The sequence below is a fragment of the Pseudoxanthomonas sp. CF385 genome, assembly GCF_900104255.1.
Lineage (GTDB): Bacteria > Pseudomonadota > Gammaproteobacteria > Xanthomonadales > Xanthomonadaceae > Pseudoxanthomonas_A.
Genome location: NZ_FNKZ01000001.1, coordinates 295822 through 311667, shown reverse-complemented (window position 1 = coordinate 311667; position 15846 = coordinate 295822). Strand labels below are relative to the sequence as shown.

The window sequence follows — 15846 nt, the reverse complement described above, 5'->3', positions numbered from 1 at the left end:
GTCCGGGGACGACATTGCACCAGTTTAGTGCAAAGCCGTCCCCGGCAAACCTCAGGCCTCGTAGGCCGATTCGCCGTGCGAGGCGATGTCCAGGCCCTCGCGCTCGGCGTCTTCGGCCACGCGCAGGCCGAACACGAGCTTGGCGACCAGGAAGCCGATCACCGAGACCACGCCGATCCAGACGATCGTCAGGCCCACGCCGGTCGCCTGCTTGATGACCTGCGCCACCAGGTCGAAGTCCTCACCGCCCTGGCCGCCCCACGCGGGGTTGTAGAACACGCCGGTCAGGATCGCGCCGACAATGCCGCCGACGGCGTGCACGCCGAACACGTCGGCGGTGTCGTCGACCTTCAGCAGGCGCTTCAGGCCGGTGACGCCCCACACGCAGGCGATGGCGGCGATGAAGCCGATGGCCACCGCGCCGAACGGACCCACCAGGCCGGCGGCCGGGGTGATGCCGACCAGGCCGGCGACCGCACCCGAGGCCACGCCCAGCGCGGACGACTTGCCCTTGAAGATCTTCTCGGCCAGCGCCCAAGCGATCACCGCGGCAGCGGTGGCGACCAGCGTGTTGATGAAGGCGAGCGCGGCGCCGGCGTTGGCTTCCAGGTTGGAGCCGGCGTTGAAGCCGAACCAGCCGACCCACAGCAGCGACGCGCCGACGTAGGTCAGGGTGACGTTGTGCGGCTTCAGTGCGGTCTGCCCGTAGCCCAGGCGCTTGCCGACGAAGTACGCGCCGATCAGGCCGGCCACGCCCGCATTGATGTGCACCACGGTGCCGCCGGCGAAATCCAGCGCGCCCAGTTCGAACAGATAGCCGCCGGTGGCCCACACGATGTGCGCGATCGGCAGGTAGCCCAGGGTGAACCAGATGATCGAGAACAGGATCACCGCGGCGAACTTCATGCGCTCGGCGAACGCACCGACGATCAGCGCGCCGGTGATGCCGGCGAACGTCGACTGGAACGCGACGAACACGTACTCCGGCAGGCTGACGCCGTCGCTGAAGGTGGCGGCCAGCGTGTCGATGCCGACGCCCTTCAGGAACAGCTTGTCCAGATTGCCGAGCCATTGGCCCTCGCCGGAGAACGCCAGGCTGTAGCCGTAGACGATCCACAGCACCACCAGCAGCGAGAACACCGTGATGACCTGCACCAGCACGGACAGCACGTTCTTCGAACGCACCATGCCGCCGTAGAACAGGGCCAGGCCCGGCACCACCATCAGCAGCACCAGCAGCGTGGACGTGAGCATCCACGCCACGTCGCCCTTGTCCACCACCGGCGCGGCGGCCGGGGTTTCCTCGGCCGGCGCGGCAGCGGCTTCCGCCGGGGCCGCAACGGTTTCCGCAGGCGCGGCGGCCGCTTCGACCGGTGCAGGCGCGGCGTCGGCCGCGGGGGCGGCATCGGCAGCGGGCGCTTCGGTCGTGGGGGCGGCGGTGTCCTGCGCGGCGAACGCCGTCGAGGCCACGCCTACCGTCATCAGGCCGCACAGCGCGGCCAGGCACACCATCTGGGCACGGGTCTTCCACCCGGAGAACAGTCGAGTCTTCATGTGGGTCTCCGAGTGTTAGAGCGCGTCCGCGCCGACTTCGCCGGTGCGGATGCGGATGACCTGATCGATGGTGGTGACGAAGATCTTGCCGTCACCGATCTTGCCGGTGCCGGCCGCCTGCTGGATGGCTTCGATGACGGCATCCAGTCGCTCGTCGGTGACGACGGTTTCGATCTTGATCTTCGGCAGGAAATCGACGACGTACTCGGCGCCGCGGTACAGCTCGGTGTGGCCCTTCTGCCGGCCGAAGCCTTTCACTTCGGTCACGGTGATGCCGGACACGCCCGCTTGCGACAAGGACTCTCGGACCTCGTCGAGCTTGAACGGCCGGATGATGGCGGTGATCAGTTTCATGCGCATACCCCGATGGTGGATGGAACCGGCCGACCGAAGCCGGCCGGCGGTTTCAAGGCACCCGTGCGCGCGACCCCCTGGCTGCGTGCACGTTGTCGGTGCGGAGCGATGCATGAACCGCATCCGTGCCCGCCGCGATCACATGCGACGGAGACGGGTGACGTGGGAGGGAGTTGCGGTTCATGGACCTCTCCTGTGGTTCCCCAAGTACAGCGTTGGTGCGATCTCCAGGAATCGAAGACGGTGTTGCCCCGGTTCCCCAACCGGGCGGACGCATCGCGATGCGATGCATCCGAGAGGGTGCGGCGATGGCGACGGGTGGGAGGGGAGATCCGTCGCCATCGCCGCGATAACTCAGTGCGCGACCGCTGCGCTGCGGAGGACCCTCAGAAGGTCCTCCGCCTGCGTGGCGATGGGCGCGTGCGACGGCATCAGTTGGCGTAGTACAGCTGGTATTCCAGCGGGTGCGTGGCCGCGCGGAACTTGGTGACTTCCTGCATCTTCAGCGCGATGTACGCATCGATGAAGTCGTCGGACATCACGCCGCCGGCCTTGAGGAAGTCGCGATCCTTGTCCAGCGCGTCCAGCGCCTGGTCCAGGCTGGAACAGACCTGCGGGATGTTCTTCTCTTCTTCCGGCGGCAGGTCGTACAGGTCCTTGTCGGAAGGAGCGCCCGGGTCGATCTGGTTCTTGATGCCGTCCAGGCCGGCCATCATCAGCGCGGTGAAGGTCAGGTAGCCCGACTGCAGCGGATCGGGGAAGCGGATCTCGATGCGGCGCGCCTTAGGATTGGCGACCCACGGAATGCGGCACGAGGCCGAACGGTTGCGCGCCGAGTAGGCCAGCATCACCGGCGCTTCGAAGCCCGGCACCAGGCGCTTGTAGCTGTTGGTGCCCGAGTTGGCGAAGGCGTTGATCGCCTTGGCGTGCTTGAAGATGCCGCCGATGTACCACAGCGCCAGCTGCGACAGGCCGCCGTAGCCGTCGCCGGTGAACAGGTTGGTGCCGCCCTTGGCGAGCGACTGGTGCACGTGCATGCCGCTGCCGTTGTCGCCGACGATCGGCTTGGGCATGAAGGTCGCGGTCTTGCCGTTGCGGTGGGCCACGTTGCGGACCACGTACTTCATCCGCTGCAGTTCGTCGGCCTTCTGCACCAGCGTGTTGAACTTGGCGCCGATCTCGCACTGGCCGGCGGTGGCGACTTCGTGGTGGTGCACTTCGACTTCGATGCCGACCTGCTCCAGCGTCTTGCACATCTCGGCACGCAGGTCGTGCAGCGAATCGGTCGGCGGCACCGGGAAGTAGCCACCCTTGATGCCCGGACGGTAGCCGCTGTTGGCGCCGTCGTAGCTCTTGCCGCTATTCCAGGCGCCTTCCTCGGAATTGATCTTGAAGAACGCGTGGCCCATGTCGTTGGCGAACTGCACCGAATCGAAGATGAAGAATTCGGGCTCCGGGCCGAAGAAGGCGACGTCGGCGATGCCGCTGGCCTTCAGGTGGGCTTCGGCGCGCTTGGCGATGCCGCGCGGGTCGCGCGAATAGCCCTGCATGGTGGCCGGGTCCAGGATGTCGCAGATCAGGACCAGGGTCGGATCGGCGTAGAACGGATCCAGGTAGGCGCTGCTCGGGTCGGGCAGCAGGACCATGTCGGACTCGTTGATGCCCTTCCAGCCCGAGATGGACGAGCCGTCGAACATCTTGCCGTCCTCGAACAGCGAGGCGTCCACGATGCTGACCGGGAAGGTGACGTGCTGTTCAACACCGCGCATGTCGACAAAGCGCAGGTCGACGAACTCGACCTTGTTGTCCTTGATCAGCTTTTCAACATTCTCCACAGACATCTCGGAACCTCGGGTTGGATAAGGATGTGCAGATGTACAGCAATCCCCGTGCCAATCCCAACATCGATCCAAGCCATTGATTTTGAATGGCTAGCTTGACAATTCCTTCACAAGCAATCCCCATTATGGTGCTATTTTTCGGAGTATAGCCCCGAAACGGTGCATCGGGCTTTCCACTATCCTTTCCCGCTTTCCGCCGTCCTCCGCGCCCATGACCGACCTGCTCGCCGCGCTGCTGCTCGGCATCCTCGAAGGCCTCACCGAATTCCTGCCGGTCTCCAGCACCGGCCACCTGCTGATCGCCCAGCACTGGCTGGGCCAGCGCTCGGACTTCTTCAACATCGTCATCCAGGCCGGCGCGATCCTGGCCACCACGCTGGTGTTCCGGCGCCGGATCTGGGAACTGGCCACCGGCTGGCGCGATGCCGAGACCCGCGACTACGCGATGAAGCTGGCGGCGGCCTTCCTGGTCACCGCCTTCGTCGGCCTGCCGGTGCGCCTGGCCGGCTGGGAGCTGCCGGAGACCGTCACCCCGATCGCCTGGGCCCTGATCCTGGGTGGCGTGTGGATGCTGGTGGCCGAACATTTCGCCGAGAAACGCGGCGACGTGGCCACCATCACCTGGAAGGTGGCCGTCCTGGTCGGCCTGGCCCAGGTCGTGGCCGGCGTCTTCCCCGGCACCTCGCGCTCGGCCGCGGCGATTTTCATGGCGATGCTGGCCGGCACCAGCCGGCGCTCGTCGGCGGCGGAGTTCGTGTTCCTGGTCGGCATCCCCACCATGTTCGCGGCCAGCGCCTACGCCTTCCTGGAGCTGGTGAAGGACAACGCGCTGGGCAGCGAGAACTGGGGCGAGGTCGCCCTGGCCTTCGCCGCGGCAACGGCCACCGGCTTCGTGGTGGTGAAGTGGCTGCTGGGCTACATCAAGGCGCACCGGTTCACCGGGTTCGCGATCTACCGGATCGTGCTGGGCGGGTTGCTGCTCCTGCTGATGCCGGTCGGAAGCTGAGGGCCCTTCACCCCGTTCCAACCGCTCGCGCGTTTGCATAGGCCACCCTTGGAGATGACGCCATGAAACGACTGCTGTTGCTCGCCCTGCCCCTTGCCTTGGCCGGCTGCCCCAAGCCCGCCGATGACGTTGCCGCACCCACCGCGGCACCGGTTGCCGCGACCGCGCCCGCGGCCCCCGTCGCCGACCCCGCGTTACTGCCGAAGTACCACTGGCGCCTCACGTCCGCGACCGATGCCCAGGGGCAGCGTCTGGACGCACTGCTCGTACAGCCCGACAAGCCGGTCACGCTGGATTTCCGCGACGGCCGCCTCGGCATTTCCAACACCTGCAATCGCATGGGCGGCAGCTACACGCTGGCCGACGGCTCGCTGACCGCCGGACGCCTGATGTCGACGAAGATGGCCTGCGCCGACGCCACGCTGATGGCGCTGGACGACGAAGTCGGCAAGCGCCTGGAAGGCACGCTGAAACTGGCGACGGCCGCGTCCGGCGATGCGCCTACGCTGACCCTCACCACCGCCGGCGGCGACACGCTCACCTTCTCCGGCGAACCCACCGCCGAAACGCGCTACGGCGGTGCGGGCGAGCGCGTGTTCCTGGAAGTGGCATCGGAAACGAAGCCCTGCAACCATCCGCTGATCCCGAACATGCAATGCCTGCAGGTCCGCGAGATCCGGTACGACGACAAGGGCCTGAAGGTCGGCACGCCCGGCGCGTTCCAGCACTTCTACGACAGCATCGAGGGCTACACGCACGAACCGGGTATCCGCAACGTGCTGCGCGTGGACCGCTACACGGTGAAGAATCCGCCGGCGGACGCATCCAATCGCGCCTACGTGCTCGACATGGTGGTGGAGTCCGCCAGCGAGAAGAAGTGATGCCTTCGGGTGACGCGCCGCCGGTATAGTGGCGCGTCGCCGGAATGGATCCATCGCTGATGCGCTTCGCAAGGAACGCCCCCTTTTTCACCGGCGTTGCCGTCGCCTTGCTGGCCGCCTCAGCGCTGGCCCTGTGGCTGCCCGCGTTATGGACGCCTTTCTGGGGCGACGACTACGTGTTCCTGCATGCCGCGCATGCGACGAACGCGAGTGGCGCACCGTGGTGGTCGGACTTCTGGCCCACGTCGCCCGTGCGCTTCTGGCGGCCCCTGTCGCAGGAGGCGTACTGGCGCTTCGTGGATGCCGCCCTGGACAGCAACGCTTTCGCGGCGCACGCGGTGAACCTGGCTTTCCATGTGCTCGCGTCGCTGGGCGTGGCGCTGCTGGCGCACCGCGTCGCGCGGGCATGCGCATGGACCCCGGCGGGATGGATCGCCGCGCTGGCCGCCGCGATGTATGGCACGCTGACGATGCACCTCATGCCGGTGCACTGGGCCGCGGCCGCCAACAACGCGATGCTGACCCTGTTCACAACGCTGGCGTTGGCCGCGTGGATCGGCGCACGCGATGCGCGAGGGCGCGTGCGCGTCGCCCTGCTCGCGTCGGTGCCGGTGTCGCTCGCCCTCGCCCTGCTCTGCAAGGAGTCCGCGGCACTCACGCCCGGCCTGATGATCGTGGTCGCCCTGTTCGTCGGCGTCCGTCGACCGCGCGCCGACGAGATCCTCGCCTGGCTGGCGACCGTAGCCGTGGTCGTCGCGTGGCTCGTGCTGCGCGGACGCTTCACCGCCAACACCGATGCCGCCTACGAACTGGGGTTCGGCAGCCACGTCGTGCGCAACGCGGCGTCGTTCGCCGCATGGCTGCTGAACGTGCCGCGCGAAGCCTTGCGCATGGTGGTCGCGGGCGATCGTGCCGCCGGGCTGGCCTGGATGGCGGCCACCGCACTGCCGATGCTCGCCGCCTGGGCGCTCGCCTTCTGGTGCAGCCGCAGGGCCCTGGTGGTGCGCCAGTGGTTGGCGCTGCCCGCCTTCGCGGTACTCGCGTACGGGCCCTACTTCCTGTTCGCCTGGAACAGCTACGAGTACTACGCCGCCATCGCGGCGATCCTGCCCGTCATCGCGATGGCGCGCTGCATCGTCGGCACGCCTCGCGCGCTCGCGGTCGCGGCGCTCGTGGCGCTGTCCTCATGGATCGCCGTGGAAGGCACGCGCCGTCTCGACCACCCGGGCCTGATCGGGCGGGCGCGCTGGGCGGAGGCCACGCTGCAGGCGCTGGAGCGGCAGCCCACGCCCGCGACGCCCCTGCACGTGGCCGTCGCGGACGAGCAACGCTTCTACGCCATCGGCGGGTGGGGCCTTGCGTGGCGACTCGATGTTCCGCTGCAGAGCATCAGCGTGGCGCGGGAATGCCCATCGACCGGAACCTGCCTCATCATCGAAAGCGATGGGCGCACGCACTGGAGGCAGGACGGCGACTGACGCCGCACGGCGCTCAGGCCCGCTCGGCATTCAACGTATAGGTGCCATGCACCGCGGCTTCGGCCAGCACATGGCCCTGCATCGCACGCTCGACATCGGCGGCGGCGAAGCGCGCGGGCAGGTCCAGCGTGGCCACGTCCAGCGCGAACAGGCGGAAGAAGTAGCGGTGCACCCGCAGGTCGTTGAACGGCGGATACGGACCGTCGTAACCGAGGTAGTCGCCGCCCATCTGCGCATCACCGGCGAACCAGCCGGTGTAGCCGTTCAACCCCTGGCGCGCACCGGCCGGCCCCTGCGGGTGCTGCTTGCCCCGTGCGGTAACGCCATCGCTGCAGCTTCCGGCCGCGATGGTGCGCACGTCCGGGGCGATGTCCGCCATCGCCCAGTGGATGAAATGCGCGCGCGGCTGTTCGACCGGGATCTGCAGATCGTCGCGGCCGACCGTCTCCGGCACGGTCGGCGCATCGGGGTCGATGCAGAGGAGGGCGAACGAGCGCGTGCCGTCGGGCACGTCGGACCACGCCAGGTGCGGGTTGCGGTTGGCGGCGAAGCCGTCGGGCTTTCCCATCGCGAATTCGGACGGGATGGGCCGGGTGTTCTCGAAACTGTCGCTCCACAGACGCATGCGCGGCTCCTGTCGCAAGGATAAAGGCCTGATGCCGCGCATCACGCCGGGTACGGGTGCGCCCCGCAGCACGGATGCCGGCCACGTTGCTCGTGCACGCCTCGATTGTAAGGGGCCTCAGGCGACGCCGGCGGCCAGCCGCTCGGCCACCCAGCGCTCCGCGTAACCGTCGCAGGCGACGTTCTCGATGAAACCGCAGTGCCCGCCCCACGGGGCGATCTCCAGCGTGGCCTGCGCCGGCAAGGCCCAGCCGCGGAAGGTATCGAACGGGATGACCGGATCGTCCTCGGCCATCAGGATGTGCGCCGGCACCGAGAGGCCGGCCAGCCGGTCGCCGCCGATCGCGTAGCCGTCGAAATAGGCGTCCAGCGTGCCGAACGCCGTATGCCGCTGGACCAGCCAATCGGTCAGCGCCCGCATGTCGAGCGCCAGCACGGTGTCGTCGAAGTCGTGCCGCTGCGGGAACAGGTGGCGCTTGCGCAGCAGCGAGCGCCGCCACTTCCGCGCGAAGTACCAGTCGTACAACGGGAGTCCGTTCTCGATGCGCGTCATCGTGGTCGCCGGATCCAGCAACGGACAGACCGCCGCCACGTGCGCCAGCGACAGTCCGGCCTGCGGCGCGCGCAGCGCGAGGCGCAGCGCGAAGTTGCCGCCCAGCGAGTAGCCGGCCACCCGCATCGGCACCTCACCGGCGAAGCGCCGCGACACGTCCACGGCGGCGTGCACCACTTCGTCCAGCCGGTTGGAGTGGAACAGGTCCTCGTTGAGGTGGTGGGTGTCGCCGTGGTCGCGGAAGTTCAGCCGGAACACATCGAACCCGCGCGCCAGCAGCTGGGCGGCCGTCAGCCGCATGTAGCTGGAATCCGCGCTGCCTTCCCAGCCGTGCAGCAGCAACACCAGGCCGCGCGGATCGCGGCCCGGCATCTGGCTGAGGAACCCCTGCAGCCGCACGCCGTCCCCGCCATCGACGATGTGCTCGACGGTCACCGCGCCGCTGATGGCCAGCGCGCGCAGCCCGCGTCGGCGCCGCAGCGCACTCGAACCCAGCACCGATTGCAGGTGCGGATTGCGGAGCCAGCGGGGCGGGCGGTAGTCGGCGGCAGTGATCATCGGGTCATCGCGGCAGCGTCGGGCCGAGCATGGCACCGCGGGACCGAGTATTCCTTCGACTCCGTCGGAAACCCGTCAAGGCCATGGATCAGGCGGCCGCCATGGCCCGTACGATCCGCTCGCGCGACAGGTCGGCGATGCGCCGGCGCCCTTCGACGTCCGCGATGCGGATCGGTTCGAGGAAACAGATGTCCGCCGTCCGCGCGGGCTCGCCGAGCAGGCGCAGGAAGTTGGCGAAGAAGCTTTCCTTCGGCCCGAACGCCACCACGGGCTGCGCGCTGCCATGGGCGCCATAACGCAGCGCGACCGGCTGCACCGGCACGCCGGCTTCGACCGCGGCCAGGAAGATGCGGGCATGGAACGGGCCGACCTCGCGGCCGTCGCGCGTGCGCCCCTCGGGGAAGACGCCGACGGAACGCCCTTCGCGCAGCCGCCGCATCATCGCCTGCAGCACGCCGCCCAGCGATTCCTGGCTGCCGCGCTGGTGGAAGATGGTCTGGCCCTGCGCCGCCAGCCAGCCCACCACGGGCCAGCCGCGGATCTCGTGCTTGGCGACGAACCCCATCATGCGCTGGCTGTGCAGCGCCTCGATGTCGATCCAGCTGACATGGTTGGCCACGAACATCGTCGGCCCGACCAGCGGCGTGCCGACCCGGCGCAGGCGGAAGCCGAAGATGCGCATGAGGCCGCTCGACCACCAGCGCACGGCCACGTCGCCCACGTTCTCGTCGCCCACGCGGATCCACACCAGCAGCGGCGAGAGGCACAGCAGGATGATCGGCAGGAAGACCAGCAGGTGGATCAGCAACAGCGGCACGCGGTACAGGTAGCGGAACAGCCGCGCCACGCCGCTGCCGCCGGCAACATGAACAGGGGGCGGCGTCATGCCGCCACGATACCGGATGCCCGGCCCCAGCGGAATGCGCCGCGACCGATCGCCGCGCCGGGCATCACCCCTTCGGCACCGGCACCACCGCCAGGGTCAGGCGCGAGACGCAGACCAGCTTGCCCTCGTCGTTCTCGATACGGATCTCCCACAGCTGGGTGCTGCGACCCACGTGCAGCGCGCGTGCCGTGCCGGTGACCACGCCGCCGCGCATCGCGCGCACGTGGTTGGCGTTGATCTCCAAGCCCACGACCATCTCCTTCGTCGTGTCCACGCAGAGGTTGCCGGCCATGCTGCCCAGCGTCTCGGCCAGCGCCACCGACGCGCCGCCGTGCAGGATGCCGTAGGGCTGCACCGTGCGGACGTCCACCGGCATGGTGCCGCGCAGCCAGTCGTCGCCCGCCCCGGTGATGACGATGCCCAGGTTCGACACCAGGGTGTCGGCGGCGTGGGCGTTCAGGGCGGCGAGGTCGACGGGCGCGCGGAAGCTCATGGCGGAACGGGATCCGAAGGGGAAAGCCCAAGATTACGGCAGCCGGCGCGACACCCGAAGGGCCAGGCCGCGCCGGGTGGACCCCGCGTTCAGAGGATCGGCACCAGTCCGGCGCCGAACGCGGTCAGGATGCGCGTGTAGAGCCACTTCGGGCCGACATTGACCTCGGGGAAGTCGCCGACCGACACGTAGCAGCGATGGAATGCCGGATCCTTCGGCGTCACCGGCAGCGGGCAGTCGGGCCCGGGCTGGAATTGGTAGCTCGTCGCGTACCGCCACGGCCAGATGTCGAAGATCGGCAACGCCTCGGACACCTTGCCCAGGCTGTAATCCAGTCCCGAGAACACGACCGGCTTGGCGCGCGGGGCGATGACCCACGCGTTGCGCGGCGACATGTCGCGACGGATGCTGGCGGCCAGTGCCTGCGCGAACGCGGGATCGTCGATCACCACCGCCGCCTCGGTGTTGTAGGTTTCCGAACGCGGATCGAAGTTGTGCGTGCCGATCACCGCCGTCTCGCCGTCGATCACCATCGACTTCGCATGCAGCCCCATGCGCACGCCGGCGCGCTTCAGCGGCAGCGGCTCCGCGCCGGCCCCTCGACTGAGGAACGAAGGCCGCGACTCGGTGCGCTGCAGGCGGCGGGTGGTCTCGCCCTGCGATCCGGACGACGGCCCGATCGAACCCGAGGGCCCGCGCACGCCGTCGTTGCGCGCGGCGACGGCGTCCGGCGCCAACGGCGGCCCTTCCGGCATCAGCGTGGCGTAGTCCACCGGCGCGTCTTCGGGAAAGGGCTTGTACTCGTGGATCTGGAAGCCGAACTCGCGCAGGTAGCGGCGTTTGTACTTGAACGACATCGAGTACACGATCGGGTTGTCGGTGGCCGCCAGGCTGTTGGTCGACACCACCACCTGCGGCGGCGGCTGCCGCTGGCGCATTTCGCGGAACATCGCCTGCGCCTGCTTCGACATCACCAGGTAGGGCGTCTGCAGCAGCACTTCCGAGTGCGCGCCGCGGATCAGCGCCTCCAGCTCCGGCGCCGCCGGCGCATCGTCGTCGCGTCGCTCGCGGCGGTGCTTCTGCGGCAGGTCGGCGATGTAGCGCACGGCGCCGACCGGGTAAGCGGTATCGACGAAGCGCTCGCGGATGACGGCGGCGTCGCTGGCCTCCTCGCTGGCGGCGCGCACGCGCTCGGGACGCAGGTACCGCGGCGCCGGCATGGCCGGCACGCCGGCGTCCAGCAGCGTGCGGCCCACGTCGTTGAGCCGTTCGGCCGGCACGCTGCGCCGGGCGTCCCAGAACGACTGGAAGTTGCGCGACATCGCCTCCGCTTCCGGACCGGCGACCAGGACGTCACGGTCGCGGAAGTTGTATTCCGCGTCCCAGTCGTAATAGTCGTCCTGGTAGTTGCGGCCGCCGCTGATGCCGACGCGGCCGTCCACCAGCAGCAGCTTGGTGTGCATGCGCTGGTTGAAGCGGCGGAAGCAGCAGAGCACGCTGCCGGCGTAGTCCAGGTAGTTGAGCTTGGCCTTGCCGAAGCTGGGGTTGTAGATCCGGATGGCGAAGTTCTCGTGCGCGCCGGATAGCGCGGCGAGGATCTCCAGGTCCGCGATCGCCGACAGCTGGTCGATCAGCAGGCGCACCTTCACGCCGCGCCGTGCCGCGGCCAGCAACTCGTCCAGCACCAGCCGGGCGCTGTCGTCCTTGTCGAAGATGTAGGTCTGCAGGTCGATGCGTTCCCGTGCGCTGCGGATCAGGTTCAACCGCGCCAGCAATGCGTCGGAGCCCTGGTCCAGGATGACCGCGTAGTGGCGCGGGGCCTCCGGCGTGGACGCCGCGCGCGCCTGGTCGCCCAGGTCGTACAACGGCGAGCGCAATGCGCAGGCATCGGCCTGCGTGCAATCGACCACCTGCGAGCGGGCCGCGGCGGCGATGCCGGCGGCGCGGTCGCGCTGGCGGTCGGAGAGGCTGGCGCAGGCGCTGCACAGCAGCGCGAGCCAAAGGACCGCGCAACGCGCGGCGATCACGGCGGCACTGCGGCGGTTCACGGCGTTTTCCCGCTCCTGATCCGCGCGCGCAGGACGAACACCACGCGGTCGCTGACCGCGAGCATCCAGTCGTCCATGTCGTAGTCGCTGCGGCGCACCGCGCCGGTGGCGACCACGTCGCAGGCCACCGCCGGGCGCTGGCAGGTCGATGGCGCCACGTCCAGGCTGCGCGGACGGCTGATGCCCTTGATGCTCAGCTCGCCTTCCAGCTCGCCGCCGTCGTAGAGCAGCATCGGGTCATAGGGCTTGGAGGTGAAGGTGACCACCGGGTAGCGGTCGGCGTCGAAGAACTTCTCGCTGCGCGCCCAATCGCTGTAGCGGGGATGATCGATGATGTCGACATCGCGCGTGTACATCCGCAGGCGCACCTGCTGGCGCCCGTCGGGCAGATGCTCCACCGAGCCTTCGTAGTGGCGGAACACGCCATCCAGCACCTGGCCCCAGCGCGTGCGCAGTTCGAACCCGAGCCGCGTGTTGGCCGGGTCGAAGTCGTTGCGTCCCTGCGCGAGCACCGGCGCGGCCAGCAGCGCGCCTACGGCCAGCGCGGCCAGCCGCAGACCGGCAGTCACCTGCGTCATGGCCACCAGAAAGCGGAGAGCTGCGCCACGCCCGGTTCGATGGAGGCGTCCACCGGCAGCGTCAGCACCACTACGCCGGCCGGCGGCATGCCGCGGTACTCGCTGGTCACGCCGGAATACATCAGCGCCGCCAGCTGCTCGAAGCCGGGATTGTGGCCCACCATCAGCAGGCGCTCGGCCTCGCGATGCTGGTCGGCCAGGTCGGCCAGGGTGCCCGGCGTGGCCTCGTAGATGCGCTCTTCCAGACGCTGTTCGACATAGCCGATCGAACCCAGCACCGCTTCCAGCGTCTCGCGCGCCCGGCGCGCGGGCGAACACAGCACCCGATCGGGCACCAGGCCCTGGTCCTTCAACCAGGCCGCGACCGACTCGGCCTCGGCCAGGCCCTGCGGCGAAAGGGGACGGTCCAGGTCGGACTGGCCGGTGGTGGCCGGTTCGGCATGCGCGTGGCGCAGCAGGATGAGTTCACGCATGGGACGCTTGCTCCTTCGGCCCTAGGCCTTCTTGATCCATTTCAACAACGGTTCCCAGTCGGCCTGGTGGTCGCGGACCTGGGCCGAGCGGTAATCGAACAGGCTGCGCCCCAGTCCCGCCAGCACCACGTAGGCCTGGGTATCGCGCAATTGGGTGACCACCGGATAGGGCCAGGTCTTCAGCATCTCCACCGCCTGCTGCGAGGCGTTGGTCCACGGCTTGGTGCGGTTGACCACCAGGCCCACCGGCAGCTTGCGCTTGTGCACGCGCGGCACCTTGGCCAGGGTGTTGAGGAAGCCGACCGTGGCCTCGATGTCCAGTGCCGACGGCAGCACCGGCACCACCACCGCATCGGCGTGCTCCAGGAAGCCGGCCAGGTCGTCGGCCATCGCGCCGGCGGGCGCATCGACGACGACGCGCTCGGCGTCCTCGGGCAACCAGGCGCGCCAGGCGCGCTTGCCGCTGGCGTCGATCGGGAGCACGGCGCTTTCCAGTTCGGCGCGGCGTTCGGCCCAGCGGGTGGAGGAATGCTGCGGATCCGCATCCACCAGCACCGTACGCTTGCCATCGAGTGCGAAGTACGCGGCCAGATTGGTCGCCAGGGTGGTCTTGCCCGCGCCGCCCTTGGAGCTGGCGACCAGAATCGTCTTCATGCGCGCACCTCGTTGCCCGGGGAGCCCGCAGGGTACACCGGCCTTGGTGAAGCGGGAACCGGCGTCCGGGAACCGGGGATGAAGCCCCCGCAGCCTCGTTCCCCGCCGCGCGCGCCCTTGCTATCTTGCCCGTCCCCACGGACCGGACGCCCCATGAACGAACTGCAGGACCTCACCGCGCTGATCCGCGCCAACACCCCGCTGATCGTCATCGAGACGCAGGACGAGGCCCGCGTGGTGGAACTGTTCCGGCAGGCCCTGGGGCAGGTGTGGCGGGCGTTGTTCCGCTGGAGCATCACCGAGGGCCTGCGCCGCCTGGACATGGACCGCGAAGACGACGCGGTCGGCCCGCCGGACGCCAGTGCCGCCCTGCAGTCCATCAAGCAGGCCGAGCAGCGCGGCATCTACCTGCTGTTCGACTTCCATCCCTACCTGGGCTACGCCAGCAGCCAGCGCCAGCTGCGCGACATCCTGCAGCGCCGGCACAGCCTGCCGCACGTGGTGGTGCTGGTGGGGGCGAAGATCGAGTTGCCGGCCGAACTGGAAGCCCTGGCGGTCCGCTTCAGCCCGCGCCTGCCCGACGGCCACGCCCTGCTGAAGATGGTCCGCGAGGAAGCCGAGCACTACGCCCGCGAACACGGCGGCCGACGGGTCGAGGCCGACGGCGAGGCGGTCAAGCAGATCGTGCGCAACCTGCAGGGCCTGAGCCTGGTCGATGCGCGCCGGATCGCCCGCCAGCTGATCTTCAACGACGGCGCGCTCACCGCCAGCGACCTGCCGGCCCTGAACAAGCTGAAGTTCGAACTGCTCAACCGCAGCGGCCACCTGCATTACGAATACGACACGGCGAAGTTCGCCGACGTCGCCGGTGCGACCCGGCTCAAGCGCTGGATCGAGCAGCGCCGCGCGGTGTTCGTCTCCGGCAATCCGCCGCCGGGCCTGGACCTGCCCAAGGGCGTGCTGCTGCTCGGCGTGCAGGGCTGCGGCAAGTCGATGCTGGCCAAGGCCACCGCGGCCGGCTTCGGCGTACCGCTGCTGCGGCTGGATTTCGGCACGCTGTACGACAAGTACCACGGCGAGACCGAGAAGAACCTGCGCGCCGCCCTGGCCTCGGCCGAGCAGCTGGCGCCCTGCGTGCTGTGGATCGACGAAATCGAGAAAGGCCTCGCCAGTGGCGGCGACGAGGACGGCGGCGTGTCGCGCCGCGTGCTCGGCTATCTGCTGACCTGGATGGCCGAACGTAAGGCCGGCGCCGGCAGCGGACAGGTGTTCCTTGTCGCGACCGCCAACCAGGTGCAGGACCTTCCGCCCGAGCTGCTGCGCAAGGGCCGCTTCGACGAGATCTTCTTCGTCGACCTGCCCTCGCCCGAAGCCCGCGTGGAGGTGCTGCGCGTGCACCTGTCGCGTCGCCAGCTGGACCCGGAAGGCTTCAACCTCCCCGCACTCGCCGCGGCGGCCGACGGGTTCTCCGGCGCGGAACTGGAACAGGCGATCGTCTCCGCGCTGTACGCCGCACACGCGGAACAGAAGCCGCTGGACACCGACGTGGTGATGCACGAGATCCGCACTACGCGTCCGCTGTCGGTGCTGATGGCCGAACAGGTGCAGGCGCTGCGCGAGTGGGCGCGGGAACGTACGGTGCCGGCGGATTGATGCCGCGTCCCGGGCCAACCCGGGCGTGATGCCTTGGCGACAAGCCACCTTTGTGTCAATCGACAGAGCAGTGGTGATTGATGGGTTGCCATCCCCATGCGGTTGCACGCCCGCGCATCCATCTGGGATGCTCGCCCCGGAACAGGACGCTCGACCGTGCCGCCACGAAGGGAACCTTCGCGCAGGACGGCGGTCGACAGGACGCGAAGGAA

General features: G+C 68.9%; 15 protein-coding genes. 4 read left to right on the top strand and 11 right to left on the bottom strand.

All coding sequences use genetic code 11. From position 1 onward, the window contains the following. Positions 1-51: 51 nt before the first annotated feature. From BLT45_RS01360 to glnA, 3 genes are all read right to left on the bottom strand, one after another. Positions 52-1554 (bottom strand): ammonium transporter, encoded by a 1503-nt coding sequence (locus BLT45_RS01360; protein WP_175455682.1) that lies wholly within the window; start codon positions 1552-1554, stop codon positions 52-54. 15 nt (positions 1555-1569) lie between these two features. Beyond that, positions 1570-1908, bottom strand: coding sequence for a P-II family nitrogen regulator (locus BLT45_RS01355; RefSeq protein WP_056880236.1), 339 nt, complete (start codon positions 1906-1908; stop codon positions 1570-1572). Between the two features lie 431 nt (positions 1909-2339). Beyond that, positions 2340-3749 carry a type I glutamate--ammonia ligase gene (glnA, locus tag BLT45_RS01350; RefSeq protein ID WP_093294176.1) on the bottom strand — a complete coding sequence of 470 codons (1410 nt, stop codon included), beginning with the start codon at positions 3747-3749 and terminating at the stop codon, positions 2340-2342. Between the two features lie 211 nt (positions 3750-3960). On the opposite strand from glnA, the gene BLT45_RS01345 reads away from it, so the two are divergent. The 3 genes from BLT45_RS01345 to BLT45_RS01335 all read left to right on the top strand — a co-directional run bounded on the left by BLT45_RS01345 (position 3961) and on the right by BLT45_RS01335 (position 7114). Next, positions 3961-4755, top strand: a complete 795-nt coding sequence (locus BLT45_RS01345) for an undecaprenyl-diphosphate phosphatase (RefSeq protein ID WP_093294173.1) — start codon at positions 3961-3963, stop codon at positions 4753-4755. Between the two features lie 62 nt (positions 4756-4817). Further along, complete coding sequence (locus BLT45_RS01340; protein ID WP_093294170.1) at positions 4818-5636, top strand: META and DUF4377 domain-containing protein; 819 nt, start codon at positions 4818-4820, stop codon at positions 5634-5636. A 107-nt stretch (positions 5637-5743) separates the two neighbouring features. Continuing rightward, positions 5744-7114, top strand: coding sequence for a hypothetical protein (locus tag BLT45_RS01335; RefSeq protein WP_175455680.1), 1371 nt, complete (start codon positions 5744-5746; stop codon positions 7112-7114). A 13-nt stretch (positions 7115-7127) separates the two neighbouring features. Here BLT45_RS01335 and BLT45_RS01330 read toward each other — a convergent pair whose 3' ends face one another. From BLT45_RS01330 to BLT45_RS01295, 8 genes are all read right to left on the bottom strand, one after another. Further along, entirely contained in the window at positions 7128-7739 is a 612-nt protein-coding gene (locus BLT45_RS01330; RefSeq protein ID WP_093294164.1) for a YbhB/YbcL family Raf kinase inhibitor-like protein, read from the bottom strand. A gap of 117 nt (positions 7740-7856) precedes the next feature. Next, a complete protein-coding gene (locus tag BLT45_RS01325; protein WP_175455790.1) occupies positions 7857-8846 on the bottom strand; it encodes a YheT family hydrolase in 990 nt (329 codons plus the stop codon). 91 nt (positions 8847-8937) lie between these two features. Continuing rightward, positions 8938-9735 (bottom strand): lysophospholipid acyltransferase family protein, encoded by a 798-nt coding sequence (locus BLT45_RS01320; protein ID WP_093294158.1) that lies wholly within the window; start codon positions 9733-9735, stop codon positions 8938-8940. Between the two features lie 64 nt (positions 9736-9799). Then, positions 9800-10228 carry a hotdog fold thioesterase gene (locus tag BLT45_RS01315; RefSeq protein ID WP_093294155.1) on the bottom strand — a complete coding sequence of 143 codons (429 nt, stop codon included), beginning with the start codon at positions 10226-10228 and terminating at the stop codon, positions 9800-9802. A gap of 89 nt (positions 10229-10317) precedes the next feature. Next, positions 10318-12276, bottom strand: coding sequence for a phospholipase D family protein (locus BLT45_RS01310; protein WP_254771758.1), 1959 nt, complete (start codon positions 12274-12276; stop codon positions 10318-10320). Then, complete coding sequence (locus tag BLT45_RS01305; protein ID WP_093294152.1) at positions 12273-12854, bottom strand: YceI family protein; 582 nt, start codon at positions 12852-12854, stop codon at positions 12273-12275. The genes BLT45_RS01310 and BLT45_RS01305 overlap by 4 nt, the downstream gene beginning before the upstream one ends. Further along, positions 12851-13327: a SixA phosphatase family protein gene (locus BLT45_RS01300; protein WP_093294149.1), complete on the bottom strand. Its 477-nt coding sequence runs from the start codon at positions 13325-13327 to the stop codon at positions 12851-12853. Before BLT45_RS01300 ends, BLT45_RS01305 begins: the two co-directional genes overlap by 4 nt. A 21-nt stretch (positions 13328-13348) precedes the next feature. Then, the gene (locus BLT45_RS01295) at positions 13349-13981 is read right to left on the bottom strand and encodes a ParA family protein (protein WP_093294146.1); all 633 of its coding nucleotides are present in this window, start codon (positions 13979-13981) and stop codon (positions 13349-13351) included. Between the two features lie 153 nt (positions 13982-14134). On the opposite strand from BLT45_RS01295, the gene BLT45_RS01290 reads away from it, so the two are divergent. Next, complete coding sequence (locus BLT45_RS01290) at positions 14135-15634, top strand: AAA family ATPase (RefSeq protein WP_093294143.1); 1500 nt, start codon at positions 14135-14137, stop codon at positions 15632-15634. Positions 15635-15846 lie beyond the last annotated feature (212 nt).

Excerpts from the sequence above, each read along its gene's own strand:
- BLT45_RS01345 (WP_093294173.1), top strand. The coding sequence starts at position 3,961 with ATGACCGACCTGCTCGCCGCGCTGCTGCTCGGCATCCTCGAAGGCCTC.
- BLT45_RS01360 (WP_175455682.1), bottom strand. The coding sequence starts at position 1,554 with ATGAAGACTCGACTGTTCTCCGGGTGGAAGACCCGTGCCCAGATGGTG.
- BLT45_RS01290 (WP_093294143.1), top strand. The coding sequence starts at position 14,135 with ATGAACGAACTGCAGGACCTCACCGCGCTGATCCGCGCCAACACCCCG.
- BLT45_RS01315 (WP_093294155.1), bottom strand. The coding sequence starts at position 10,228 with ATGAGCTTCCGCGCGCCCGTCGACCTCGCCGCCCTGAACGCCCACGCC.
- glnA (WP_093294176.1), bottom strand. The coding sequence starts at position 3,749 with ATGTCTGTGGAGAATGTTGAAAAGCTGATCAAGGACAACAAGGTCGAG.
- BLT45_RS01305 (WP_093294152.1), bottom strand. The coding sequence starts at position 12,854 with ATGACGCAGGTGACTGCCGGTCTGCGGCTGGCCGCGCTGGCCGTAGGC.
- BLT45_RS01300 (WP_093294149.1), bottom strand. The coding sequence starts at position 13,327 with ATGCGTGAACTCATCCTGCTGCGCCACGCGCATGCCGAACCGGCCACC.
- BLT45_RS01320 (WP_093294158.1), bottom strand. The coding sequence starts at position 9,735 with ATGACGCCGCCCCCTGTTCATGTTGCCGGCGGCAGCGGCGTGGCGCGG.
- BLT45_RS01355 (WP_056880236.1), bottom strand. The coding sequence starts at position 1,908 with ATGAAACTGATCACCGCCATCATCCGGCCGTTCAAGCTCGACGAGGTC.
- BLT45_RS01340 (WP_093294170.1), top strand. The coding sequence starts at position 4,818 with ATGAAACGACTGCTGTTGCTCGCCCTGCCCCTTGCCTTGGCCGGCTGC.
- BLT45_RS01330 (WP_093294164.1), bottom strand. The coding sequence starts at position 7,739 with ATGCGTCTGTGGAGCGACAGTTTCGAGAACACCCGGCCCATCCCGTCC.
- BLT45_RS01295 (WP_093294146.1), bottom strand. The coding sequence starts at position 13,981 with ATGAAGACGATTCTGGTCGCCAGCTCCAAGGGCGGCGCGGGCAAGACC.